A 25674-nucleotide genomic window follows, 5' to 3' on the forward strand; every position below is an offset into this window, starting at 1 on the left:
AATGATAAATAAAATATTAGAGTTGTACGCACGTTGTGGAAAAAGCCTCCTAGATAACGGACTTAATGATGCAGTCCTGCCGATGTCTGTAACAAATCAGGCTTTGGAGCTATTTGTTGAAGCTAAGTGGATTGTACTTGGGGGAGACGTTTATCAGCATGAAGATAATAAGATGAAGAATTTTTATGCGGACTGGTACTGCAATTTGGTCGATTCTTCTGATAGCTGCAATTATGCTAAAGAGCATTTAAACAAATTAAAGGGCGACAACATCTATATCTCTTTCACAATAAAAAATTGAAAAGTTCCCAGTCATACCATACTGGCCGGGAACTTTACTTTTAAGCCCTAAAAACTCCTTCTTCCTGCCGTTGCAACCGAATAACACCGGGTGCAGCGGTCACATCCAGTTGTTTAGAGCTGGCAATGCCGGACCCGGTGAGCCAGTCGCCGCCGATAATCAGCTCGCCGTTATCCAACACCCAATCCGCCCCTAAATCCTGCCGGTCTTGGCTGGCTTCGCACAGCACTTCCTAGGTGGCTTCGGCAGTGACGACAGTGACGACAGTGATCCAGAGCGTGTGATGCTGGCGTGTCAGTTGCAACGGGGTACCAGTGGTAAATCCCAATGCGGCCAACGTGCCGACTGCCAGTGTCAGTTCAGGGATCGGTTCGGGGGTAAAGGTGATGTTCATGCGGTACTACGCGGAAAAGCAAGAGCGAATCTCACCTGTTCGAGCAGAAAAAATCCGGCCTGATGAGTACTGGCGGGATTGGTGTCACCGTGGGCAGCAACAGCACCAAAATGATCGATACCGGTCAATCGATTTCTACTGTCGGCAGCACGGTGGGCAGCGTACTGGGCAATGTCAGCATGACTGCCGGTGAAGACCTGACGGTGCAAGGCTCTGATGTGTTGGCCGGGAAAGACATCAATCTGACCGGCAAAAACGTCGCTATTTTGGCGGCGGAGAATCAAAGCAGCCAGACCCATACCGTTGAGCAAAAAAGTAGCGGCCTGACACTGGCACTGTCTGGCGCGGTTGGCAGCGCCCTCAATACCGCGGTCACCACCGCCAAAGATGCCCGCGAAGAGAGCAATGGCCGACTGTCTGCGCTGCAAGGGGTTAAAGCGGCACTCAGTGGTGCGCAGGCGGTGCAAGCCGGTCAGTTGGTACAGGCGCAAGGAGGCGATACTGCCAGCATGTTCGGCGTCAGCGCCTCATTAGGCTCACAAAAATCGGCCTCGCAGCAACATCAGGAACAGACCAGTGTGACAGGCTCGACCCTGACGGCGGGCAACAACCTGAGCGTGACGGCCACCGGTGAGGGGAACCCGGCGAACAGCGGCGATATTGTGGTGCAAGGCAGCCAGCTCAAAGCCGGCGGCGACACCACCCTGGATGCGGCGCGTGATGTGCTGTTGCTCGGTGCCGCCAACACGCAGAAAACCGACGGCAGCAACAGCAGCAGCGGTGGCAGTGTGGGGGTCAGTCTGGGGTTCGGTAGCGCTGGCGGTGGCCTGAGTATCTTTGCCAATGCCAACAAGGGTCAGGGCAATGAGCGCGGCGACGGCACCTTCTGGACTGAAACGCAGATTGACACAGGCGGCACACTGTCGCTCAGCAGCGGGCGTGACACTTCGCTGATAGGCGCGCAAGCCAGCGGTGAAACTGTCAAAGTGGATGTCGGCCGTGACCTGTTACTGCAAAGCCAGCAAGACAGCGATAACTATGATGCGAAGCAGACCAGTACCAGCGGCGGTGTCAGCATGGCGGTGGTCGGCGGCGGTGGCTCTGCCAACCTGAGCATCAGTAAAGATAAGCTGCACAGCAATTATGACTCGGTACAGGAGCAGACCGGTATTTTTGCAGGCTCTGGCGGCTTTGATATCACCGTGGGTGAACACACTCAGCTCGATGGCGCAGTGATTGCCAGCACCGCGGACAAGAGCAAAAACAGTCTGGATACCGGCACGCTGGGGTTCAGTGATATCGGTAATAAAGCGGACTTCAAGGTAGAGCATCAAAGTGTCGGCATCAGTACCGGCGGTAGCATCGGCGGTCAGTTTGCCGGGAATATGGCCAACGGCTTGCTGGTCGGGGCTAACAATGAAGGCCACGCCGACAGCACCACCCATGCCGCAGTCTCCGATGGCACTATCACGGTGCGTGACAAGGATAAGCAACAGCAAAATGTTGATAATCTGAGCCATGATGTTGAACACGCTAACAATGCGCTTTCGCCTATCTTTGATAAAGAGAAAGAGCAAAACCGGCTGCGGGAAGCGCAGTTGATTGGTGATATTGGTAGTCAGGCGATAGACATTGCGGCAACACAAGGTAAGATCCTGGCGACAAACGCCGGTAAAGCGGAGCTGGAAGCGAAAGGCATCAAGGCACCAGGCCAGGACGCGACACCGGAAGAGCGAGCGATGTATGACAAGCTGCTAACCAGCACTTCCGCCTATAAAACCACACAAGCCCAATACGGCACTGGCAGCGCATTGCAGCAAGGCATCCAAGCTGCTACGGCGGCGGTGCAAGGCTTGGCGGGTGGGAATATGGCGCAGGCGCTGAGTGGTGCTGCAGCGCCGTATCTGGCGGAAATCATAAAACAGTACGCGCCGGATGAAGCCAGTCGAGTCATGGCTCATGCGGTTCTGGGCGCAGTGGTGGCGCAGGCCAGTGGTAACAGCGGTCTGGCGGGAGCTGCGGGTGCGGCAACCTCGGCGCTGATCGGTGAAAACATCAAGAAATCACTGTACGGTGATATCCCGGTCAGCCAACTGAGCGAAGAGCAGAAGCAAACGCTGGTTGCACTGGGTAGCTTGGCGGCGGGTCTGGCTGGTGGCTTGGCCGGTGGTGATACTGCTGGCGCGGTATCCGGTGCGCAGGCAGGTAAGAACGAACTCAGCAACAATATGACCAGTCTTGGCCTCATATCGCAGATGATGGCGCAAGAAACGCTGAACGCCGCCGCGATGGCCGAAGCAGGCAAAGGCGGAGCTAACGAGCAAGCCGCGCTGGCGCTGACCAAGAAAGTGAAGGAAGGGTTAGACGCGGCCTGTCTGAAAAATGCAAGCTGTGTGCTGTTGGCGGTGGTTGCAGCGCAGAACCAATCAGACTCTAACGGTAGCCAGAATCCGAATATCGGCAAGGATCTGACGGATGAACAGAAGAAAGAGATTGGTGGGGCGGGTTCAGGAACACCGGGAGGGTGGGGGCCAGAGGATGAGGAAGCAGGACGAAATAGTAACTCTTCATCAGACCCTAAAAGTAGGGGGCAGCATGAAGAATATGTGGACTCATTACGTGCATCGATGGAAAAACCAAATGTTAAAGATGAAAATCTTAAAAACTTAATTGATGACTTATACCGACCGAATGCCAAAGTTGGCAGTGGAAGTACAGCGGATGCTGTTCGCTACGAATTAGCTACTGGAGAAAAAGTTGGTGGTAGAGGGCACGTTGAAAAGGCTCAAACATATTCCAAGGCATTGCAAGATTGGCTAAATAAGAATCCTCAAGCTTCTTCAAGTGATAAAGCTGCGGCAGAAAACGTTCTGAAAGACATGCAAAATGCTCTTAAGGGTAAGTAATAATGGATAAATGTATTGATGATTATCTGAGTGTTTTTGCTCAAACATCAGAGTATATAAAAAATGAAGTAAACAGATGTATCGAATATTGGTTGCCAGAACCTCCGCCTACGATCTTGCTGTTTTCACTAGTGGGTAAAGCACTGGTAAACCAGCTAGGTTCATTAAGCCAGTTGGAGAAATCAACCTTGTTCCAGCACATCGAAACAGGTATGCGGTCTGATAATGATGAGCTAGCTACTGCTGTTGCAACTGGGCTTGTTGAATCGTTAATTACAGCATCTGATGAAAATGAGTCAGTTTGGCAAGAAATTGAAAGTTATCTGCATGTTGAATCAAAAAAGCATGCACTAGCATGGAAATATTTTGGGCAATAATCTTAGACCTATTACACCGGCCAAAGCCGGGGTTACTGCCTTTAAGACCTAAACACTCCAACTCCCCGCCGCTGCAACCGAATAACACCGGGCGCAGCGGTAATCTCCCGTTGCTCAACATCGGTGATCCCGGACTCGGTAAGCCAGTCGCCACCAATCACCAGTTCGCCGCTCTGCCGTACCCAATCCGCGCCTAAATCTTGCCGCTGTTGACTACCCGCAGGAGATCACCTTGGCCTCCAGCACCACCACGCGCACCGAAGATAGCTTGAGTCAGACACTGACGGTCGGCTCCATGCTATCGGCAGGCAGCATTGATGTCAGCGGCAACAATATCGCGGTCATCGGCAGTCATGTGGTGGCCGATAACGACATTAATCTGCGGGCGAAAGAGAACATTACCATCACTATTCGTGACACCGATAAACAACAGCAGAATGTCGATGACCTGAGCCGCGACACCGACAATGCCAATGGCAGCATCAATCCGATCTTTGATAAAGAGAAAGAGCAGAATCGCCTGAAAGAAGCGCAACTGATTGGCGAAATTGGCGGTCAGGCAATGGATATTGCGCGGACGCAGGGAGATATCCTCGGGCTTGAGGAAGCTTTGAAACGCCATCCTGAGTTGAAAGGCGATGCGGAAGCCTTGCGTGAGACAAAAGAATACAAAGCCGAAATGCAAAAATACGGCACCGGCAGTGCACTGCAACAAGGTCTTCAGGCGGCAACAGCGGCCATACAGGGCCTGGCAGGTGGCGATATGACGAAAACGCTAGCAGGCGCCTCAGCCCCGTATCTGGCTGAAGTGATTAAGAAAAGCACCGGCGATAGATGCATTACAAAACTCAATAAAAAATAAGGAGAATAGCAATGTTAATAAGTAAAAAATCACTACTGGTACTGTTGTATTTATGCGTTGCTTTCTCTTTAATGCTTTTTTTTGTAAGTTTTATTTTTCAAGTGCTTGGGTATTGGATTGGTGATGGTGATGGTGATGGTGATGGTGATGGTGATGGTGATCAGATGCTAGGATATTTGAATGATAACTTTCATAAAGTATTGAAGACTAGTTTAGTGGGGGTTGGTGTTGGATGTGCCTACTGGTTCTTTTACTATCTAAAGATCTAGCTCGTTGATTCAAAATATATTTTTAGTGGAAAATAATGCGCTGAATGCGACTAACGAGAAACAACGTCAGGATGCGAAATGGTCACTGCCGTATCTGGAAGGTGAGAAGAAAACTCAGACTGAGAATCTGGTAAGTGACCTTGATGCGAAGGATAAAGCTTTTGATGCTGCAATTGATGCAACATGTCAAAATCTGTCGTCCGCACAGTGCTCGGGAATGCGCCAGGAACTGGCGGCAATGGGTAAGAGCTATGATTGTAGTGGTATAGTGAGTTTATGCTTCCGTATGATTAATACGCCGTGCTTGCTCATACCGCGCTCCCCAGTATTTATTATCAAGCTTTGAGATGGTCACACCCACGCTGCTCGAGGCATGGATAAATTTGCCCTCCCCGATGTAAACACCCACATGTCGTGTTTGTCGTGAGGTTTTGAAAAAAACCAGATCGCCTGTATCTAAAGCTTCCTTGGTGATCCGAGAGCCTTGTTTCATTTGTTCCTGGGCACTTCTTGGCAAACTCAGGGAAAACTCATCTTCAAAAATGCGCTGCATATAAGCAGAACAATCGATACCTTTACGTGTATTCCCGCCAAGCTTGTAACTGACACCTTCCCACTCATCATAATGGGTCAGGATTTTTTTGAGTTTTTGTGTCTCATGACGCCCAGACGCAGACTGGATTGACGCATTTTGTAAGGATGATGAGCTCACCAATTTCCCTGAGGGTTCGGCAAGCGTGGGAAATGTAAATAAAGAGACAATCGCAATCATAACGGGGGTTATAGTCTTAAACATAAGGGTATCTGAAATATGAGGTGAATGGCTTTCCTTGGTTAACACATTGACTAAAATCCTTCTGGAGAGCGGCATTCTACACATTAAAGCTCATAAAAGAAGCACTAATAGTGCATTTAATGAGCTAATTTGTGGTGCGAAAGTCTGACTTTTACTGTAACTCGTTAATGAATATATAAACTTCAGACAATTATTAATTTTTAATTAGCAGTAAATACTCACATCGCTGAATCATATTCAATGGTTTATTTAGAGCGCTTGGATGAAAAGTATTTCCATATGTAAGTAGTGGTTTTTATATGTTTATTGTTATTCAAGTCTTCTCCCACATTTTATATCCCAGCCTTTGCTCCTCATTATGGACTCCGTTTGGGAAACGGAAAATATTGTACGTTAAGATGATTTTTTGTACTGCAAAGGCCAAGGTTGGGATTGCCCGGGCCAATTGGGACAACTGCTAACCATCGCCGAGGATAACCGAAATATCAAACGTCGGATACGCATGATGCTGGGATTCACATCGTTCCGGCGGGCATCGAATTAATCCACATGATACGTAAAGGGCAATATCAACATCCGCAAAGTGAGGGATTGCCACCTGCAGAACAATTTTATCTGTTGGCGGCCTAAACAACTCGCAGTGCCACTTTTGCTAACTTCTTACGCTAATGCGACAGAGCCTTAATGGAGGCTGACAAACAGTTGAGCCCCTTTAGCAGGAGCTCACAAAAGATTAAGTGAATTCTAAAGTCATTTCTCGCAGATATAATCCTGAGTTACTGTCGTTTGCAAACAATTGTACTTCCCCATAGTCTTGCAAATAGATTTCTCAGTACCCGACTTCAATGCACTCTTATATCCCCAAAATTTGCAACGCTCTGTGGCTACTGTTAAACCTTGGGAGTCTGAACTTTGTCCGTTTTCAAACTGGCCTTGTTCATAAGAAATCTGAACGATCCCATCAGACTTTCCACCTCCAGTTGCTTCCCATTGTTTAGGCGTAGCACACCCGGATAGGGTTATAACCCCGAGAATGAGAGCTACCATTGGAATTTGCATAGTGACTAACCTTCATTGTATTTGTATATTGATATGGTAAAAATAAGTTAAAAAAAAGTTGGAACTGAATTATTAAGATCGCATAATTTGATACTCTTGAAAAGAGATAACTTACAATTTTATTTAATTTTTTACATATCATTGGTTCAGTTATTTTACTATCAACATCAACGCGATAGCTGATATTTTTGGGTTTTTCGTCGGTACCCATAACCCATATAAACTCTTACAGCCGAGTAGTGTTGATTGCTCACATTTCCTTTAACCAGTATGGTTACCCCATCTAAATGGGCTTGTTGCAAATAATGAGAGTCGGTGATTTTACTCATTGATGGGTGGAATCATTAGGCTAAAACCGTCTCAATGTTAAAGAGCCGATTCATAAAGGCGGATCTTTCCCGCACTCGACATTCAGGTTCGTCACCGCGTAGCCAAATATCAAATTGACCTTTATTCAGTCGTCGCAATGTTTCAAATCCCTGAAGCGTTGACCAGGTTCGATTTGGCCGTTTGAACCCCTCGGCCGCTTTTACCAATTTTTTGATGGGGACATGGTCAGACTTGATACGATTATTCAGGTATTTGACTTGCCGCTGCTTCTCATCATCCCGTAGCTTTCCTTCTTTCATCAAACGAGTAATAGCGTAACCGTATGACGAATGTTTATCGGTATTGAGTATTTTCTGCTGTCTTTCAACAGGATAGGATTTTAACACCCGTTTAAGGAATTGATAGGCAGCATTTTTATGGTTCTGTCGCATTAGCGTAGGCCAGTCAGCAAAGGTTGGGCTGCCGTTTTTTTAGGCAGCCAACAGATAAAATTGTTCTGCTGGTGACAATCCCTCATTTTTCGGAGGTTGATATTGTCCTTTGCGTATCATATGTATCAGTTCGATGCCAGCCAGGATCGTCTGTGCCCGTCGAAACGATTTGAATCCCAGCATCGGGCGTATGCGGCGTTTAATATTCAGGTGATCTTGTTCAACCAGATTATTCAGATACTTGTTCTGCCTGACAGTAATGATTTCTTCTTCTGGTTTGTCGGCGTTGAGTATAGTCAGCGCTGCCGTGTTGGCACCACTTTTAACCCAACGATGCAGCGTTGAATGGTCAACGACAATACCACGCTCTGCCATTATCTCTTCCAGGTTGCGTAAACTCAGTGAGTAAGCCAAATACCAGCGGACACACTGAGCAATAATATCGACGGGATAATGCAGGCGGCTGAAAGCGTTTCGGATCAGAGACATGAGCAGGTAACATCTCAAAAAACAGCATGTTACCGAACGGCACCTTAATGCGACAGAACCAGAAATAGTTATTGAGAAAAACGGTAAGTTTCGGCCAGTAAACTAAACATTGAAATATACCTCTCCAGCATAAATCATTTCTATGAAGGTTTAGGAATATTCTTTTTCAAAAGTTTGCGTTGTAATGTTCGTCGATGCATATTCAACGCTCTTGCCGAAGCAGAAATATTACCAAGATGATCATCCACAACTTTATTTATATACTCCCATTCCATTTGTTCTAGTGAGGGGTAGGTAAATGGGCTACCCTTATCATTTTTTAATGTTGGTATTTCATTACGAAGACTTAATAGAATGTTATCCACACTCACTGGCTTTTGGAGAAGATTATCAGCCCCTTTCTTTAACGCAATGATGGCTGAAGTGATGCTAGAGTAATTTGTCAGAATTAAAATTCTAGATAATGGGTTAAGATGTCTTAATGCAGAAACCCATGCTAGCCCAGAGTCATCTTTCAACTGCAGATCTATCACAATATACATATGCTGAGTAGATTCGGCCATTCTGACGGCCTGCACTCCAGTGGTTGCTATATTAACAAAGAATCCTTTTCTAAGCAGAATCGTTGATAGCGTATTAGTAAATACATCATCATCATCCAAAATTAAGATCTTTTCCATCATAACAATCTCACCCTAATAGTGGCTGTTGTTCCGGTATAATCTGAGTATAGTTTTATTTTAGCACCAATTCTGACTGCATTAGAAAAGGCTAACATCAAGCCAATACCATATCCAGAGGTTGTGCTTTTTACCGGTTGTTTTCCTAGGAGGTTGATTAAATCATTTGGTATACCACATCCATTATCAGTTATGCTTATAATTACATTACCATTTTCTATCTTACAACCACATTGAATGAAACCATTGTCACTGGGAATAGCCGAATTAGCATTCTCAAGTAAATTAACAATAATAGTATGGAGAATGCCAGCATTTTTGATATATACGCAGGTGTTGGGTAATTTATAAATTATATTTTTATTACACTTAAGTTTAAATGAACCAAATACGCCGTCAAGCCATAAACATAAGTTGATAGCTTCTTCATTTTCAAACTCATTAAATCCTAATGAAAATGACATATTAGCTAATTTTTTCGTACACTCTTTTGCTTGTTCCAAGGCTAAATTTAAATACTCATCAAACTCTTTACCCGATCGCTCCCCTGGTTTAAATAACTTAATCTCCTCTAAGGCCAGAACCGCTGTTGATATAGGTTTTGATATGTCGTGGGCAGAAGACGCAGCTTGCAGACCAAAAGAAAATATTATATCCGACTGTTTTTGATATTCTTTTGAGCGAATTAAATCATTATTGTATTCAATTGACACGTCATTCATCTTTTTTATAAAGAAAATGATAATAAATGTGGACATTAAAAAACTCACCCACGGAGCATAGTATTCTATACTTTTAGGTCTATGCGTAATTTCGAGATGATTTGATAATGTTAACTTAGATGAAATATAAAATAAAATAGCCGAGTAAATCACTATGAATGCAATGTTTTTATTAGATAGAATAGCAAAGGCCATTACTACACTTGGAAGGTAAAATGAAACACTTAATATTTCTCCATGGAAATTCAACTCCTCCCAGAGAGTAAATAAAAGTAAGTCAATACAAATCTGAGCAACAAGTTCTCTTTCTTCTAGTGGTGAAGGAAGCCTCATCCTGTATAATGTCACAACGATACTGAGTAACAATAAAAATAAAATAATAGCAATGGGGAATACAAATGAATAGATGTAGTTTGATTTCCCTTTAAATAAAATAACACTTAATAGAAGCTGACTACATATTGCAAAAATCCTAGCCCAAGTAATGATAGCTAGCTTCTTATGCTGAGGTAGTGCCTGTAATATTTTCATTTTAATCAGTCACGTATATATATAAAATGAAACATAGATTACAAAATTGCTTAGATCAACATAAAATATAAATTAAATTAACTTTTGTTTAACCCCTGTTTAACAATGTATTTATATTTCATCTATGGCTATTAATTCCCAGGCGTAATTGATATCCCCCCAATAAGGGGGGATTCGTTATTACATACTTCCGTTGCCCGCGTTACCATTCCCACCGCTACCATTCCCCCCATTGCCGTTACCACCATTACCACTACCACCATTGCCCCCGTTCCCCCCATTACCTCCATTGCCGCCGTTGCCATTACCACCGTTACCATTACCGCCATTACCACCATTGCCACCGTTACCATTACCACCGTTGCCGTTACCGCCGTTACCGTTGCCTCCGTTTCCATTCCCTCCATGACCACCACCATGGCCGCCGTGCTTAATCAACATCAAGTCGGAGGTCATGGACGTATTTTGTGTGTAACTTGTATCCTTCATCAATTTCGATACATCAACCGTAGCGGCTGATACATAAAAGGAACATGCTGATAATACTGAGGTTGCAGCTAACATAATTACGTTAATCTTTTTCATAGGAATATCCTTTAATAGAATTTAGATAATATAATTTAAGATTTCAGCATGGATAAACCTCTCGGCCAATCCACGATTAAAACATAGAGCACATATTAAAAAAATAAAACAAGAATTTAATGATATTGAAAATATTTTCAATTTTTAATGATAAGTCATTTTGTTTTAAAATAATGATGATATTATGTTTAAATATTCATCATAAAGTGAGGCATTATGTCGCACTATAAAGACGATATATCCTATTTTAATTTTTTTTAATATGTGATAGACGAGGTTAAAAATAAAAACAAATATTTACATTTAATACTAAAATCCCACAATCTAAACTAAAAACTCATTTATCCATTTCATAGGGGGTTAAGTAAAACATTATGATTCTGGATAATAATTTTAGAGACTGAAGAAGGTTATTTGCAGAGATAGGTTCACAGCAGGATAGAATGGCTTAGTGATAGTGGAAATTTGACCATTTTAATTAACATGGTATGCATATCATTTTTAGGAAAACAATGTGTATCGATGGAGTAATAAAGATGGATGTCATAACATGCCACTCTTACATCCATCTTAAAATATGAAATAAATAATATTGATGAAATTTTGCCAACTCAGGGCTTTTGACTAAACTATTGAGTAATTGCAAATAGCATCCCCATTGCACCAATAAAAACAAGTACAATACCTAAAGCCAGTTTACCTCTGGTGCCAGCGTTAACATCTTTACATAAAAAACGTCGTCTCACTTTCCTATCCATAATAATTTCGCTCATTGTTAGTCCCTCAGTTTCCCGATATCTAAAACGTGATATAAATTTAATACTTATTGTTTTCAAAAGAAAGAAACACAGTCTTAATCAAATTAAATTAAGAGTTAACCTTTTGTTTTAATTGATTAAATCAAGTTTCCTCAAGTGTAAAATCCGACTGTATTACTGTTATTTTAAAGCTCAGAATCTCTTCATTTCGCCTATTATCTCTATAATAATTGAGTGGCCTAAATGGTTTTTTAGGCCGATTCAATGATACAGGTCGTCTAAACCTAAGGTATTCCATACTCAAATTTCTAATGAGTATGTCACTGACTGTCTCGATGAGAATAACTTCTTAGCCTCAATGAAGGATTTTCATACAAGAATACGACACGGCATGCTGATCCCAACATGCCACCACTCCAGTTACTTGTTTATTTATCTATAAATTAGAATATTTTTATATACTGTAGATTAAATATAATAATATATGTTCACTAGACTTATTCGACTATCAGTTGAAAATAACATCGACAGTTGCCGAGGCGGTAACGTTACCAACAGGTAATGTGTCGCCACCGGAACATAGTCGCCAGGTGAGTTCATTTGAGAAAACTTCGCTAGATTCACCCGCATTAATTGAACCTAATTTCATTGGTTCACCATTAAACTTCAGACCTTGCGTGAGATTACATGTTCCAGCTCCTGTAACTCCCGTTATTTCACCTGTGATATAGCCGCCTCCCTCATTGAGGGATAATCGAGTCGTCTCACCATTATAAAGCCCTGAATTAGCCTGAAATTTTATATTAATATTAGCGGCAGGATTAGCGCCATTTTGGGTACATCCCACCACCAGACTATCCTTCACTAGTTCTAATTCAGCCCCCAAAGTCGAATTATGTTCTACTTCGCCAAAGTTGATCGATTTGTTAATATTGATCGAGCATTGCCGTGTGGAAACTTTAACCTGATAGCCAGTAAGAATACTTGCCTTCGTAGCACTCGATAATGCACTGCTGCTAAAATACATCTCAGGAATGGGGAATACTCCATCTTGCTGGGTCCCATCGGTGATAATGACCCAATTGCCCGTTATTGATCCACTGCGGACGCTAGATTCCTCGAAAAAAGAGGGTGTCGAGATTGCCCGGGGTGATAAACACCAGGCAGAATTTGCAGGCGTTGCAGCAGCATTTCCAGATCCAGAGACTGTCCCCTGGACTCCCGAATTGCTAAAAGTTCCGCTCATGGTTTCTGATGAGCCAGCATTTAACTGATAAATCATAGTGAAAGATGCCTGCGGTACCAAAAAAATACCTTGAGCAATCTTATACCCTTGAATTCCATCAACATCACTTAGGGCGGTGTTATTAACGCAACCCAAGGTTTCAGGAATTCCCGCCCCCGTGATGGCAACAAGACCATAATTTGGATTGAGCGTCATATACATATCGTAGTCACCAAAACTGGTGGAAATATTTTGATTAATGGCTGGGCCTGCCCATTGTTGGCTACCACTACCAATCTCAATGATAGCTGCCTGTAATGGCATAATAACGCCCAACGACAGCAGACAAAGCCCTATTCGTAACCGCGTAAAACCAGTGGTGCTTATTTTATTTGTCACGGTGTTTACCCCTCTATTGGGTGAATTCTCGGTGCTCAACATGTTAAACCTCACAACGTAATGGCAAATGACGTATCGGATTAGCCGCTGACGGGGCTGGAGTGTTCGCCAAATTGAACGCTACATTGCATTGCTGGCTAGTATCCTCCCCCCACTTCACTTTTAGACGACCACTTTCTGGTAGCCCGCTGAGATAGACCTGCCCTGCATCTCCAACAATGCTGGTATTCGGCTCTTCACCCGCACTCCCTTCAACGGCAACCACGGCACCGAAAGGTATTAATCCGCCACTTTTACTCAAAGTAACCAATACTTGATAACCGACGCGTGTTGCAAAGTTAGCCTTAACCACTGCACCTTTAGTTGGGTAGAGATTTTGGCTTGACTGCGTTATGTCAACCCCTTCAGGTAGGGTTGCCGGATCCAGGCTAATATTATTGCGCTGGTAGTTTGAGAGATAAGGCACCACCGCATAACCACGACTGTCCACCTGATTATTGCCGCTCATCACCTTACTTCCTCTGGCGCCTGGTGCACTGACTAATGCAACGGTATCGCCCAAAGGTTGACTCAATGTGACTCCGTCGGCATGTGCCACCACCCCGCCGCTGGCATTCATATTCACCGCGCGGTAGCCACTACCATAGCTATATCCCATACTCGCCATGCCCTTGCTGCCACGGTAACCAGTATTCACCGACCCCATGTCACTGCTGCCGTCGTTAGACCAGCCTTGTGTCACATTGTAAGAAAGACGGTCATCCATTGATGTTCCGTTAATACCCGCCTGATTCTGAACACTACCTTGGTTGTTATTTGTCATCTGATAACTGGCGAAGCTACGGTTAGCAAGTGATGAACCGCTCAACAAACTTAATGGTACTTGAACGTTCATGGATAACTGTCTGTTCTCCGGCCAGCTATTGTCCCCTTTAATGCGGTCAATACTGTAATTCATGCCGTAAGTCACCCCGTGGTAGCTGTTGCTATAGCCCGCAGTAAGGTTGTTATTGACCTTACTGTTGTCCCAATAGTTATCCCGCATCCCAGAGATATATAGCGATCCTAAATCCCCCATATTCTGAGACAAACGTAACTGGTAACTATTGCGCTTACGGTCTTGTGACCAGGGCAACTGATCGTCGCGTAATTGGTAGCCATTGTTGTTAACATCGGAAAAACTGTAATAATTTCGGGTCGAGTAGCGCATAGTCGCGACATCAATTGATGTGCCGGTACTGGCAATATTTTTGGCATAGCGCAACCGATATGACTCCCCTTTTTGCCGGTCATCCACGTCCTTCAGCTTAGCGTTCGACTGAGTGACATCCGCAGACAATGCGCCAAAGTTCCCTAAAGACAGCCCGCTCCCCACCACGCTTGAGAAGTAATCATCCGCGACCAGTCCACCACCATACAGCGTGAGATTATAGGGCAAGCCATAAACCAAAGTGCCGAGTCCAAAGGTTGACTCCTGAGAACCAACAGTGGTGCTGCCATTATATTTCCCACTGGTCAGTTCATACTTAAATGCACCAGGACGTAACATTACCGGCAGTGTTGAATAGGCGACAGTCTGGGTGCGAACGGAACCATCAGCTTCAGTTATCGTTACCGTCAAATCACCTGAAGAACCACTCTGCCCCAAGTCATTTAGCGTAAACGGGCCTGGTGCAACATAGGTTTGATACACAATGTTGCCATTCTGCCTCACGGTTACCCTCGCATTGCTTTGCGCAACACCAGAGATAACCGGAGCAAAGCCACGCAGATTGTTGGGCAACATCTCTTCGGTTGAGTTAAGTTTGACGCCACGGAACGGAATGCTGTCAAAAACATCCCCGCCACTGCTGCTTTCACCTGCCAATATTTCAGAATGCCAAGGCTGGATATCCCGCTGCAGGTAGCTATTGATAAACTGGGTGTCCTGCGTACTTTCACCCGCGCGATTATCACCATTCGTCGTATTCCGGCTATGGGTAATCAGGCTGCGTAAACGCCAGGCATCAAAGTTCAACCCCGCCCGTAAGTTGGCAAAGAGGCTTGTTTGCTCTGATGTTCCCAAGTCTGATTGGGAAGAACGTCGGCTGCGGCTGCCGTTCAAGTTATAATTCAGCAAAAATGCCGGAATACCTTGATTCCACAATGAGGGATCAACCTGACTGCTGCTATTTGGCTGCATTGCGACTTGGGGGATACTGATATCCAGCCGCAACTTGGCCAACGAAAATTGCACCTGTGCATGAGGAATCAGGGCAGGCAAATCCTCCACTGGCTTATCCAGTGGTAAATTTGAGAATGTCGGCAGTGCACTAGTATTCACGCCTAACTCATTCAGTAACGCTGGCGTGAGGAGTGGCTCAACCTTATTCCGCGAGCCTTTTTGGAAAGTGATTGTTTGCTCGCCGCGCTCAATCTGATTAACAAATACCGTCACCAGATAGGCCCCTTCAGGCACCTGATCGGTAGTCTCAAACTGAGTCAAATCCACTTTTTCAGACTGCTCTTGATCAAGCATTAGTAGCCCGGCATCAAAATAATCCCGGCCCCAAGCGGGCAGAACAGACGTAAGTAATATCGCACCCGTAAATATAGGTGATATTTTTATCCCATTAACGTGTCGTTTCATGATATTTAGCTCAACCTGGTTTATCTGTTTTGCCAATACACAAAATTGGAATTAAAAACATATGATTAACCAGCAGTTAAAATAAGTTTGTCGGTAAACTGGATATCAATATCGAGATGAGCCAGTAAGTGATTTTTGTTGTTCTAATGGCGTATTCCACGCTGTCTCATCAAGCAATTGCCACTCAACTGGCCCCTTTGTACCCGCAGGCAAGTTATAGCGTTGCTGCCCTTTTGGTGGAACCATCAGGCGCATAGCCGCATTATCAAACAAATAGTTACCAACTTTTAACCGAGAAAATGTCAACCAAAACGGCGTTGGGTTTTCAGCAACCAGCGTATTACCTTCCAGATGGAAGCGTAATTGTGAGGCAGCACCTGCCACCCCACTGTCCGGCAGGCTGGACGGGCGGTAAAATAGTTTAAGATTACTGACAACAGCTAACGTTAATTGACCGCCGTTTTGCGCCATATTCGCAGGTGTAGATGGGATAGCCTTGGTAGCAATATAAAATACTGACTCCCGATCCTGTGCTAACTCCCCTCCGGTACGCCGAATACGCAAGGTCAAATCACTATTAGGCTCCAGTCGTTGCAGCGGCGGAGTGACAATAAAGGGCATCGGAGTAACGACTTTGCCCTGCGGTGCAACGCCGCCAGTTTGAGGATCCATACTCCGAATCCAAGATTGCATTAAAAAAGGCTGATCACTTTTGTTATAGACGGTTAATGCAACACCCTGACTGGCTTTTTCCGGGTAAATAACCCGCATCACATAAAAGGAAATACCTTTAAGTTCAGCCTGATTTGCGCTCACCGATAAACTGTTCAGCATCAGTAAGCTCCCAATCATTATTAATGACAGGCGAGTCCAGAAACTTTTCATTTACTCTCCAGAAATTATGGCGGTGAATATTCGCATTTCGGCGAGAGGATCCCGTAATCGGTAATCACTCGCCAGTCAGCCATTGCCAACGGTGAAATAGCTGGATAAATTTGATTACTGTGAGGGGCAATCATTGCCGGGTACTGCTCGAAACTAACGGCGCGATGATTAATATTCAATTGCCCCAGCGTTAAAAAATAGGGTGTAGGATTTTCTACACGGATACCCTCAGCGACTTGGGTAAATTGTAATTTGCAGTAAGCGTCTTCCGGGGTCATATTCAACCCATCGGGGCGATAGAACAGCTTAATCAAAAAACGAATTCCCATTGATAACTGGGCCTGCTCTGTCAGCTCGGAGGCGGCGTTGTTGAATAAATCGAACTTTTGGCCGTAGTTAGGATCAGATCACCACACTCCTGATCCTGCAGCGATATCACGTGGCAAAACAAAAGTTCAAAATCACCAACTGGGCCACCTACAACAAGGCGCTTGTCAATCGGGGCTCACTGACATTCTGGCTTGATGAGTCGGCCATTCAGGCATGGTATGACGAGCCCAACACGTCTTTACGCGGTCGTCCGCAACGTTATTCTGAGCTGGCCATTTCAACCGTTCTGATGCTCAAACGCGTTTTTCGCCTCACACTTCGCGCTGCGCAGGGATTCATTGACTCCATCTTTACCCTAATGAAGCTCCCGCTCCGTTGCCCGGATTATTCCTGCGTCAGCAGGCGGGCTAAATCCGTCAGCATCCCTTTCAAAAACCCAACACGCGGTGAAATTGCCCATCTGGTTATCGATTCCACCGGCTTAAAAGTCTTCGGTGAGGGTGAGTGGAAGGTGAAAAAACACGGCCAGGAAAAGCGCCGCGTCTGGCGGAAACTGCACCTGGCGGTGGATGCTGATACGCATGAGATTATCTGCGCTGACCTGTCCCTAAACAACGTGACTGATGCAGAGGCATTCCCGGGGCTTATCCGTCAGACGCACAGGAAAATCAGGGCCGCCTGTGCCGACGGGGCTTATGACACAAAGCGGTGCCACGACGAGTTGCGGCGCAAGAAAATTAAGGCGCTTATCCCGCCGCGAACGCGCGCCGGCTACTGGCCGGTGGAGTATGCCGACAGAAATCAGGCGGTGGCGAGGCAACGGCTTACTGGGAGCAATGCGTACTGGAAATGGCACACGGCTTATAACCGGCGTTCAGTGGCCGAAACGGCGATGTACCGCGTAAAACAGCTGTTTGGTGGGCATCTTACGTTGAGGGATTACGATGCGCAGGTTGGAGAAACTATGGCCATGATCCGTGCCTTAAACAAAATGACGCGTGCAGGGATGCCAGAAAGTGTGCGGATTGCCTGAGGAAGTCAGTGACGAGAGGCGCTTTTATCTAAATCCGAATTATTCAACAAAGCCGGTCGTAAGCATAAATCGTGCATCCAGCGAGATAACCACTGATGCCAAATAGTTTAGTTCCCTTTATCCATCAGCATTTGGTCTCCGCCTTTACGAACGTTAAGACAATTGGTGTGGGCTCTGAATGATATGTGAACAGATAGCAAGGTCATCAGGTCCGCTGTGAGCGGACAATCCATGACTACTATCAGCTGATCTGAAGGGCATTCCACTCATCGCGGGTGATTTCCCACAGGTCAGAGTCCAGCAGGCCGCTGACATACTCTTTCTTATCCGTCCTGATGAGTCGCATGCCGCTACTGGCTGAAATACGCGGGGAACGGCTATTGGCAGCTGCCTTCGGAGCACGTAACACTACCGTGGATGCAAAACCATGGGATTCAACCTGAAGCCTGGGCACCTTTTGCTGAAGGGAAAAACGGGCTATTCCAGCATCTCGTATTAACTGCGATTGGTGAGAAGTACGGCAAAAACCTGGGTCAGGTTATCCTGCGCTGGATCGTCCAACGCGGCATCGTTTCGCTGGCAAAATCAGTACGAAAAGAGCGTATGGAAGAGAATATCAACATTCTCGATTTTGAACTCAGTTCTGAAGACATGCTACAGATAGCAGCTCTTGATACCGCAACCAGCGCGTTCTTCTCGCATCGCGACCCGGCAATGGTGGAATGGCTGACTGGCCGTAAACTTGATGTCTAAGCCGCTATAGAAGAGGCGCTTATTGATGCAAAAACGTTATCTCGGAACATTCAGGCTTGAAGTGTCTGCTCTGAGGTTGGGAGTGACAACCAGTTTTAGCGTTTCTCTGGCTCAAACCACGCAGCTAATTGCAGAATATCATTTTCTTGCAAAGTCCCTGCGTTGTAGCGTAGCTCTAGCCATGATTGGAGCCAACTGTATTTCGCTTCTGCCAAATCCCGCCGCGAGTTATACAGTTGCTGCTCAGCCAATAAGACATCCAGATTGATTCGTTCACCGCCCAATACGCTGCGCCGGGTAGCCAGCAGTACCTTTTGCGCTGAATCTACCGTCATTTGCCACGCACGTATTTTGGCGGCACCACTACTCGTGAGATTGAACTGGCGTTTGAGTTCCGCCAATACCTGTCTGGTTTCTTGATCGAGTTCCGCCTGCGACTGTTGATAATGTGCCGTTGCCTGCCGAGTCGCACTGGAAACACTCCCACCTGCATAAATAGGCACATTCAACTGTAGACCAATGTTTTGCGTATCATATTTCTGGTTATAATTATATTCCGCTTCAGAGCGAGAATTACGGGAGGAGGCCACCAGTTGCAAGGTCGGCAGATGACCGCTACGACTGTTTTCTATTTCATAATGTTTGGCATCCAGATTCTCCCGCTGGCCGGCAAGACGGGCATTATAGCGAATAGCCAGACAGCGCCACTGCGCCAGTGTGCGGTCATCGCTGATATTCTGTGGCAGAGTGTCCAACGTTAATGGCCGTAACTCTGCCAAATTAACCGATCGACCCATCATATTTTCCAGTTCGGTTAACTGGCTATCCAACGCATCTTGTTGCTCAATAAGTTGTACCTGAGTCAACGTCAGGCGTGCAGCCGTTTCATCAATATCTGTTTGTGTGCCCTCCCCGGCAACCAATAACCGACGATTCAGTTGGATCTGTTCCTCATAAGCACGTAATTGGGCATTTAATAGGGATGTTTTTTCCTGAGCTAATAAGGCGCTGCTATAAGCCCGATACAGCCGGACGATCAATTCCTGACTTTTATCACGATAGCGTTGATCTGCGAATAACTTACGCGCAATGCCTTGGCGATAGCGGGCATAGGCGCCGTAATCAATTAATGGTTGCCGCAAAGACAGCATGGATACATAGCTATCGTAATCCCGTTTCACCTTACTGTTACTACGGTTATCAGCCTGACTCACTGTGGAGTAATTGGTGTTCGCCCCATAGCTGTATTGCAAGGAGGGTAATAAGCCAGATAAACCCAAAGCGACCTCCTCTTGCCCTGCATCCCGCTCATAACCCGCAGCCCGAAATTGTGGATCATTATGTACTGCCAATTCCCATGCATCGAGTAATCCCAGTGCGTTTCCCTGCTCAGGTAACACTAACAGGATGAAAAAAATGATTCGTAAAGTTAATGGCATCCAATGCTCCCTACTCTTCCGTTAATGCTATGTGCAGGCGATCCATCAATGGCTTAAATAGATAATTAATCATTGAGCGTTCACCGGTACGGACAAATCCTTGAACCGGCATACCAGGCTTGATTTCTAAGTGATCCAACGTCTGCCGCGCCGCCTCACTGACTTCTACCCGTAAACTGTAATAAGGCTCTTGCGTTCGTTCATCTAATATCCGGTCAGCAGACAACAATTTTACCGTCCCTTCTACTTTCGGCGTAGTGCTCTGATTAAACGCTGTGAACTGCAATTCCACCGCTAAGCCAGAGTGGATTTTATCCACCATTTCTACCGGTACTCGCGCATCCACAAAGAGCGGTTGGTCATCAGGCAAAATTTCCATCAAGGACTGGCCTGCAGCGATAACACCACCTTCGGTAAAGACTTTCATCTCCACCACGGTACCGGCTACCGGCGACCGCATTTGTATATTTGCCAGATCGAAATTCGCTTTTTCCAACTGGCTGAACACTTCAGTTATCGTGGACTGCACTTCCGCCATCTGGGTGTTGACCTCTTTCCGATATTCTTGTTGACGCAGTTGGATACGGAAATTTTGTTCCTGTATTTCCCGCTCGCCCCGCTTGATTTCGCCGACAATCTGCGCTATTTCGCCGTTAAGTTGCGCATAAAGCTGCTTACTTTCTAGCATTTTATTGCGCGGGACATAGTTCTCATCCGCTAACGATGTCAATCCATCCAACTGTTGGGACAATGCTTGCTTTTGGCTATTCTTACTACCAAGAACTTGCTTCTGCGCCCCCATTGCGGCCTGTAAACCGGCAATATTGGCGCGTAATCCATCACTTTCCAACTGTAATGCCTGCTGGCGGCTATCAAGTAGTAGTTGTTGTAAGGCCAGCATTTCATCCATACCAGTCTGCCGCTGCACCTGTTGTAAACGAGGCGTCTCCACCAACTGTTTATCCCCCTTTTGCTCGGCCAATAAACGAGCTTCGTTCGCCAGCAACTGATAGTACTGCGATGTTAGTCCATCACTGGCGGAGCGTGCCCTGACATCATTTAAAGTCAGTAGCACTTCACCGGCAACGACCCTGTCGCCATCATGAACCATAATGTGGTCAACAATACCGCCTTCGGGGTGCTGAATGGCTTTTCGGTTGCCAGAAACCACCACAGTGCCCGTAATCGGAACCCCTTTATCCAACGGGGCCAGTAGAGCCCAAAGGATAAAACCGCCAAAACCGGCCAATACCAACCCCCATCCCCAATACAATGCCCGATTCTCACTGCGTTGTATTTCCTGCAAAAATGCCTGTTCCGTTTTTTTATTGTGTTCGGACATATGACTTGCTTCTCTTCTTATTGCCACTCAACCCGGAATGCCTGTTGTTTGCGCCGCGCGCTTTAGTTCAGGCTGATTGGACGCATTTAGCTGCTGTAGCTCGGCCATCACTTCGCCTGCCGGACCAAATCGCTGTTGTTGCCCCTGGTTCAGGATCAATAACTTATGGGCACGAGCAGTCAACGCAGGACGATGAGTGATCAGCACCAAGGTACAACCGCGTTTTTGTAGCACATCCAGTGCCGTCAACAGGGCACGATCCCCGGCTGTATCCAGACTGGCATTCGGCTCATCCAGCACCAGAAAACAAGGATCACCATATACTGCTCTTGCCAGCGCTATCCGTTGGCGTTGACCGCCCGACAGACCCGCACCACTCTCACCAAGCTCCGTGTCATAACCTTGAGGCAGCGAGAGGATCAGCTCATGAACCCCGGCCAACTTTGCAGCGGCAACCACTTGCTCACTGTCAGTGGTACCGAATCGGGCAATGTTCTCTGCCAGAGTGCCGCTGAATAATTGAATATCTTGTGGAAGGTAGCCGATATATGCACCCGATACCTCTTTATCTAACTGATTCATGTCGGCTGAATCCAGCCGTACAGCCCCTTGACTCGGCGCTTGTACTGCAACTAACAAGCGTGCCAAAGTGGATTTTCCCGAGCCAGAAGCACCCAGAATCCCCAGCGTTTCCCCCGCATTAAGAGAAAAATGAATATTATGCAAACGCGGAGGTTGATTGGTATTGGGACGGAAAGTGATGTGTTCAACACTCAGCTCACCTGTCGGTGCTGGCAAGGTCATGCTGTCTTCACGATGGGGATGATTGTGTAACAGTAAATGCAAGCGGTTCCAGGCTTGACGTGCTGCAACCCATTGCTTCCAGACCCCAATTAACTGGTCGATAGGACTAAGCACTCGCCCGACCAAAATCGATCCGGCGATCATCATACCTGCGGTAATCTCACCGTTTACCGCCAGTAATGCCCCCAAACCTAGCATCAAAGATTGTAAAACAATGCGCGAGCTTTTCGATAAAGCAGTCACAGCAGCAGAGCGTTCACTCGCCAGATTCTGCTGGCGGATAAAACCATAGTGCTGCGCTAACCAGCGCTTACGCATATTGCCTAACATTCCCATCGCTTCAATCACTTCCGCATTGCGTAAATGCGTATTGGCCTGATGAGTTGCTTGCATTGACAGCTTATTGGCTTGCGCCAATGGGTGGTGGGTAATACGTTGGTTTAACCAGGTGAGGATGATCAGAAAAATAGCACCACCCAACGCCAGCAGACCCAGCCACGGATGTAACAGGAAAACCACAGCGAGAAATAACGGAAACCAAGGAGCATCGAAGAAGGCAAACAGAGCATTACCGGTGACAAACTGGCGTAATTGAGTTAAATCCGTTAACGCCTGTCCTGCTTTGGCATCACCATCACGCAAGTTACGCTCAAAAGCCGCATTGAAAACCTGTTGATTGAGACGCAAATCCAGTCGGGTACCAAGACGGATAACCACCAGACTACGCACCCACTCTAGCGCTCCCATAAAAAAACATAAACCAACCATGAGTAATGTTAGCATCAGCAATGTCATCTCATTACCCGAAGCCAAAACCCGGTCATACACCTGCAACATATACAAGGAAGGTGCCAACATCAGTATATTAATAATGGCACTGAATACACCCACACCGTAGAAACTCTGACGACATGCACCTAGCGCTTCTCGTAATCGGTCATAATTAGGAATTGAATGAGAAACCATATCTTTCCTTTAATGGTTTTCTGACAAGCGAAATATTATGTTTATGGCTTTACCTCTCAAGGAAAAAAATAAAGTCATTAGATGAAGTAGATTGGTGTTAATTCGGTATACGGCGCAATGTGACCACTCCGGTATTATCCGGCAAAGTCATTTCATAACCTTCTTGTGCTCGTTCAAAAAATGCCAATGCATTACCAGTCCCATCAGTTAAAGTGATGCCGTCCGGCGTTGGACGCCAGCCCTGCGGAGCACTACCCAGTAACTGTTTAAGGCAGGAGGATTCTCCGCTGGCATGCCAGGTCAAGTTGGGTTTAATTGCCGTGGATTTCAGCTCAATGCCGCAGAATTTCACAACAGAGCTATTTAACTGTAATTGCCATTGACCACTTAAATCACTGGCATTCGGTAGCACCAGACTGCTCGCCATCATCGCTCCTGAACTCATTAAAGTTGATATCGCCAATATGGCACTAAACAGTGACCGATAAGGTTGACGTAATGACCTCTTCACCATAAATACTCCATTATAAACAGTGCTCGGCTTATCACCCGGACGCTGGTTTACTCTTATCAGCACAGCCCTATAAGATAAACGCTATCTTTAGATCAGACTGTTCCATAATTCATAATATAAAGAGGCATTCAGCAATAATTAACCCACTCTACATGCAACTATAAAACTCATTATTCTTGATTTATATGCTATTTTCATCTCTAACACGGTTGAGAGTTTTTTAATTACTACTTCTGTAATACGTGATAAAAACGTCTGATTAAATCAACCAGACGTTGGATAGCAATCACATCAAACAATAAAATCAGTTGCCTGAGTTGGCTGCCCCACAATTTTCACAAGAAAATCAGGTAATAATTGCCCGCCATCAACATTTAATGCCAAATCGCTGATATTAGTCTGCGGATCATAAGTTAATAATGCTTCACTGGCAGAACCGCTAAAATGATCGACAAAGTGAATACCACCGCTGCCAGTATTAAAAACGGATAAATCGATTTTATCTATACCGCCCTCAAAATCCATGATCCAGTCTGGCGCACTTGGTGAAGAATCCGTGGTCCGGCCGAAAACGAAAATATCGCTACCGCTGCCCCCCCAAAGTTTATCTGCGCCGCCGCCGCCGAACAGAACATCATTACCTGCGCCACCACGTAGTTCGTTATCTGCTCCATTACCCACCAGAACATCATTACCAGAACCACCAATGGCATTCTCAATCGTCACGTTGGCGGCGATTGAAACGTTAGCTTTTAATCCCCCGACATCAGAAAAAGCAGCTTCTTCCAGATTGATACGTTGATCAACGCTATAGCCTGAGAAATCAAAGGTATCAATGCCGCCCGCATCCCAAACAGAGAATACTTTCTGATCACTGCTATCTGTCAGGGTAAAAGAGTCGCGCTGAGTGTTGGAGTTGAAACCATAGATATTATCTTCCGTGCGGGTATCCATATTCGCACCGTAAAGACGCTGAATTGCAAAAATATCATCTACCAGTGGCGTTGACGCGTAGTGCCCCTGATGGTCAGCCCCGGATTGCCAAGCATCCCAATAACTCATGATACTGAACTGACGAGTATCTTCACCATAAACCGCATCCTTGGCAAAAGTATTATCCTGTCCGGCGTTATAATTCGCAGGGTGACTCAGACCAAGTGCATGTCCCAATTCGTGCGCCAGAGTCAAGCGACCATACTCCATTTTCTCTGGCTCTCGGATATTATCCATATTGTAATTATACCAAGTGCTGGTATCAGCTATTCTTTCGTTAGGACCAGAAGTGTAACTGGAACTGGTATATGCCTGCCCTCCCGCCAACTGCCCATCAGCCGTTAATGAATAGTTGCCCAATGTAATATTGGCTTTTTCGGTTGGCCCCACCTCGGTGAAGTGGATATTAGCGACATCAGACCAGGATTGCAGTGAAAATTTAGTTTGTGCCACTTGCTCAGGATTGAATTTAATAAACCCGTGAACATCATCCGATTTTTGAGACTGCAAATCGAGGAATGAATAAGTTAGATCAACATCGTGCCCTAAGGTCGTTTTTCCATTCCAATTTAGTTCGCTACGGTTTAACTGCAGAGCCGACTTACCTAAATCAAAACTAACCTTTCCACTTGACGTAGTAAAACCATCGCCTCGAACTGAGTCACGAAATAAATCAATAACAGCACTATAGCCACTTTGGTTAATAGTGTTATCGATCTGATCATTAGCTATTTTATTGATTGATTTCAACGTCAAGTTCCTTGTAATTAATTAAATTTACCACCACGTCGACAGCCCACATTAATTAATGGATAAATATTTTCCCATGTAAGAAAGTGAATCCATGTCATATCCTTTGTAGTGGCATCACA

The 25674-nt window shown here is 45.7% G+C and carries 25 protein-coding genes and 5 pseudogenes; 10 read left to right on the forward strand and 20 right to left on the reverse strand.

Annotated features, from left to right (window positions below; translation table 11 throughout):
• Position 1: 1 nt before the first annotated feature.
• Positions 2-301 (forward strand): Imm40 family immunity protein, encoded by a 300-nt coding sequence (gene imm40 / locus V2A84_RS12890; RefSeq protein WP_083159735.1) that lies wholly within the window; start codon positions 2-4, stop codon positions 299-301.
• 40 nt (positions 302-341) lie between these two features.
• Here imm40 and V2A84_RS12895 read toward each other — a convergent pair whose 3' ends face one another.
• Positions 342-530, reverse strand: coding sequence for a hypothetical protein (locus V2A84_RS12895; RefSeq protein ID WP_372568844.1), 189 nt, complete (start codon positions 528-530; stop codon positions 342-344).
• 3 nt (positions 531-533) lie between these two features.
• The gene (locus V2A84_RS12900) at positions 534-695 is read right to left on the reverse strand and encodes a hypothetical protein (RefSeq protein WP_442848890.1); all 162 of its coding nucleotides are present in this window, start codon (positions 693-695) and stop codon (positions 534-536) included.
• A 110-nt stretch (positions 696-805) separates the two neighbouring features.
• Here V2A84_RS12900 and V2A84_RS12905 point away from each other — a divergent pair, with 110 nt between their 5' ends.
• The 6 genes and pseudogenes from V2A84_RS12905 to V2A84_RS12930 all read left to right on the forward strand — a co-directional run bounded on the left by V2A84_RS12905 (position 806) and on the right by V2A84_RS12930 (position 5455).
• Complete coding sequence (locus tag V2A84_RS12905; protein WP_442849135.1) at positions 806-3601, forward strand: hemagglutinin repeat-containing protein; 2796 nt, start codon at positions 806-808, stop codon at positions 3599-3601.
• Positions 3602-3603: 2 nt separating this feature from the next.
• Positions 3604-3978, forward strand: coding sequence for a DUF7674 family protein (locus tag V2A84_RS12910; protein WP_083159741.1), 375 nt, complete (start codon positions 3604-3606; stop codon positions 3976-3978).
• Positions 3957-4175, forward strand: a complete 219-nt coding sequence (locus tag V2A84_RS12915; RefSeq protein WP_127891206.1) for a hypothetical protein — start codon at positions 3957-3959, stop codon at positions 4173-4175. Before V2A84_RS12910 ends, V2A84_RS12915 begins: the two co-directional genes overlap by 22 nt.
• A 203-nt stretch (positions 4176-4378) precedes the next feature.
• Positions 4379-4807 (forward strand): annotated as a pseudogene (locus tag V2A84_RS12920) (hemagglutinin repeat-containing protein); the annotation flags it as partial.
• A gap of 44 nt (positions 4808-4851) precedes the next feature.
• Positions 4852-5109: a hypothetical protein gene (locus V2A84_RS12925; RefSeq protein ID WP_442848891.1), complete on the forward strand. Its 258-nt coding sequence runs from the start codon at positions 4852-4854 to the stop codon at positions 5107-5109.
• Positions 5110-5134: 25 nt separating this feature from the next.
• Positions 5135-5455, forward strand: a complete 321-nt coding sequence (locus V2A84_RS12930; protein ID WP_372569861.1) for a DUF6862 domain-containing protein — start codon at positions 5135-5137, stop codon at positions 5453-5455.
• On the opposite strand, the gene V2A84_RS12935 is transcribed toward V2A84_RS12930, so the two are convergent.
• Entirely contained in the window at positions 5384-5950 is a 567-nt protein-coding gene (locus V2A84_RS12935) for an NlpC/P60 family protein (protein WP_227746553.1), read from the reverse strand. The two genes, V2A84_RS12930 and V2A84_RS12935, sit on opposite strands and share 72 nt — an antisense overlap.
• Positions 5951-6368: 418 nt before the next feature.
• Between V2A84_RS12935 and V2A84_RS12940 the strand changes: the two are divergent.
• Positions 6369-6535: pseudogene (locus V2A84_RS12940) on the forward strand (IS6 family transposase); the annotation flags it as partial.
• A 120-nt stretch (positions 6536-6655) separates the two neighbouring features.
• Here the strand turns inward: V2A84_RS12940 and yecR are convergent.
• The 11 genes and pseudogenes from yecR to V2A84_RS12995 all read right to left on the reverse strand — a co-directional run bounded on the left by yecR (position 6656) and on the right by V2A84_RS12995 (position 16957).
• Positions 6656-6964 carry a YecR family lipoprotein gene (gene yecR, locus V2A84_RS12945; protein ID WP_083159751.1) on the reverse strand — a complete coding sequence of 103 codons (309 nt, stop codon included), beginning with the start codon at positions 6962-6964 and terminating at the stop codon, positions 6656-6658.
• A gap of 344 nt (positions 6965-7308) precedes the next feature.
• Positions 7309-7719, reverse strand: a pseudogene (locus tag V2A84_RS12950) (DDE-type integrase/transposase/recombinase); the annotation flags it as partial.
• Between the two features lie 45 nt (positions 7720-7764).
• Positions 7765-8214, reverse strand: coding sequence for a DDE-type integrase/transposase/recombinase (locus V2A84_RS12955; protein ID WP_083159753.1), 450 nt, complete (start codon positions 8212-8214; stop codon positions 7765-7767).
• Positions 8215-8354: 140 nt separating this feature from the next.
• On the reverse strand, positions 8355-8897 hold the full coding sequence (locus V2A84_RS12960) for a response regulator transcription factor (RefSeq protein ID WP_083159755.1): 543 nt from the start codon (positions 8895-8897) through the stop codon (positions 8355-8357).
• Entirely contained in the window at positions 8894-10147 is a 1254-nt protein-coding gene (locus tag V2A84_RS12965; RefSeq protein WP_083159757.1) for a sensor histidine kinase, read from the reverse strand. The genes V2A84_RS12960 and V2A84_RS12965 overlap by 4 nt, the downstream gene beginning before the upstream one ends.
• 180 nt (positions 10148-10327) lie before the next feature.
• Positions 10328-10636 (reverse strand): hypothetical protein, encoded by a 309-nt coding sequence (locus tag V2A84_RS12970; RefSeq protein WP_193784702.1) that lies wholly within the window; start codon positions 10634-10636, stop codon positions 10328-10330.
• Positions 10637-11361: 725 nt separating this feature from the next.
• Positions 11362-11505 (reverse strand): hypothetical protein, encoded by a 144-nt coding sequence (locus tag V2A84_RS12975; protein WP_193784703.1) that lies wholly within the window; start codon positions 11503-11505, stop codon positions 11362-11364.
• 493 nt (positions 11506-11998) lie between these two features.
• Positions 11999-13114, reverse strand: a complete 1116-nt coding sequence (locus tag V2A84_RS12980) for an adhesin (RefSeq protein WP_127891207.1) — start codon at positions 13112-13114, stop codon at positions 11999-12001.
• Between the two features lie 43 nt (positions 13115-13157).
• Positions 13158-15743, reverse strand: a complete 2586-nt coding sequence (locus tag V2A84_RS12985) for a fimbria/pilus outer membrane usher protein (protein WP_442848892.1) — start codon at positions 15741-15743, stop codon at positions 13158-13160.
• A gap of 105 nt (positions 15744-15848) precedes the next feature.
• Complete coding sequence (locus tag V2A84_RS12990; protein ID WP_083159763.1) at positions 15849-16628, reverse strand: fimbrial biogenesis chaperone; 780 nt, start codon at positions 16626-16628, stop codon at positions 15849-15851.
• A 14-nt stretch (positions 16629-16642) separates the two neighbouring features.
• Entirely contained in the window at positions 16643-16957 is a 315-nt protein-coding gene (locus V2A84_RS12995; RefSeq protein WP_442848893.1) for a fimbrial biogenesis chaperone, read from the reverse strand.
• Between the two features lie 110 nt (positions 16958-17067).
• Here V2A84_RS12995 and V2A84_RS13000 point away from each other — a divergent pair, with 110 nt between their 5' ends.
• The gene (locus V2A84_RS13000) at positions 17068-17991 is read left to right on the forward strand and encodes an IS5 family transposase (protein WP_226717630.1); all 924 of its coding nucleotides are present in this window, start codon (positions 17068-17070) and stop codon (positions 17989-17991) included.
• Positions 17992-18232: 241 nt separating this feature from the next.
• Here the strand turns inward: V2A84_RS13000 and V2A84_RS13005 are convergent.
• Positions 18233-18400 (reverse strand): annotated as a pseudogene (locus V2A84_RS13005) (GNAT family N-acetyltransferase); the annotation flags it as partial.
• On the opposite strand from V2A84_RS13005, the pseudogene V2A84_RS13010 reads away from it, so the two are divergent.
• Positions 18400-18744, forward strand: a pseudogene (locus tag V2A84_RS13010) (aldo/keto reductase); the annotation flags it as partial. The pseudogenes V2A84_RS13005 and V2A84_RS13010 sit on opposite strands and share 1 nt — an antisense overlap.
• A gap of 95 nt (positions 18745-18839) precedes the next feature.
• Here V2A84_RS13010 and V2A84_RS13015 read toward each other — a convergent pair.
• From V2A84_RS13015 to V2A84_RS13035, 5 genes are all read right to left on the reverse strand, one after another.
• Positions 18840-20183 (reverse strand): TolC family outer membrane protein, encoded by a 1344-nt coding sequence (locus V2A84_RS13015; protein ID WP_442848894.1) that lies wholly within the window; start codon positions 20181-20183, stop codon positions 18840-18842.
• Positions 20184-20193: 10 nt separating this feature from the next.
• On the reverse strand, positions 20194-21525 hold the full coding sequence (locus tag V2A84_RS13020; protein ID WP_083159794.1) for an HlyD family type I secretion periplasmic adaptor subunit: 1332 nt from the start codon (positions 21523-21525) through the stop codon (positions 20194-20196).
• Between the two features lie 27 nt (positions 21526-21552).
• Complete coding sequence (locus V2A84_RS13025; protein ID WP_083159796.1) at positions 21553-23295, reverse strand: type I secretion system permease/ATPase; 1743 nt, start codon at positions 23293-23295, stop codon at positions 21553-21555.
• A 97-nt stretch (positions 23296-23392) separates the two neighbouring features.
• Positions 23393-23809, reverse strand: coding sequence for a protease inhibitor Inh/omp19 family protein (locus V2A84_RS13030; protein ID WP_420073701.1), 417 nt, complete (start codon positions 23807-23809; stop codon positions 23393-23395).
• 291 nt (positions 23810-24100) lie between these two features.
• A complete protein-coding gene (locus V2A84_RS13035) occupies positions 24101-25552 on the reverse strand; it encodes a serralysin family metalloprotease (protein ID WP_227746556.1) in 1452 nt (483 codons plus the stop codon).
• Between the last annotated feature and the right edge of the window lie 122 nt (positions 25553-25674).

Origin of the sequence: Yersinia sp. 2553 StPb PI (assembly GCF_052217105.1) — a bacterium.
Lineage (GTDB): Bacteria > Pseudomonadota > Gammaproteobacteria > Enterobacterales > Enterobacteriaceae > Yersinia > Yersinia enterocolitica_E.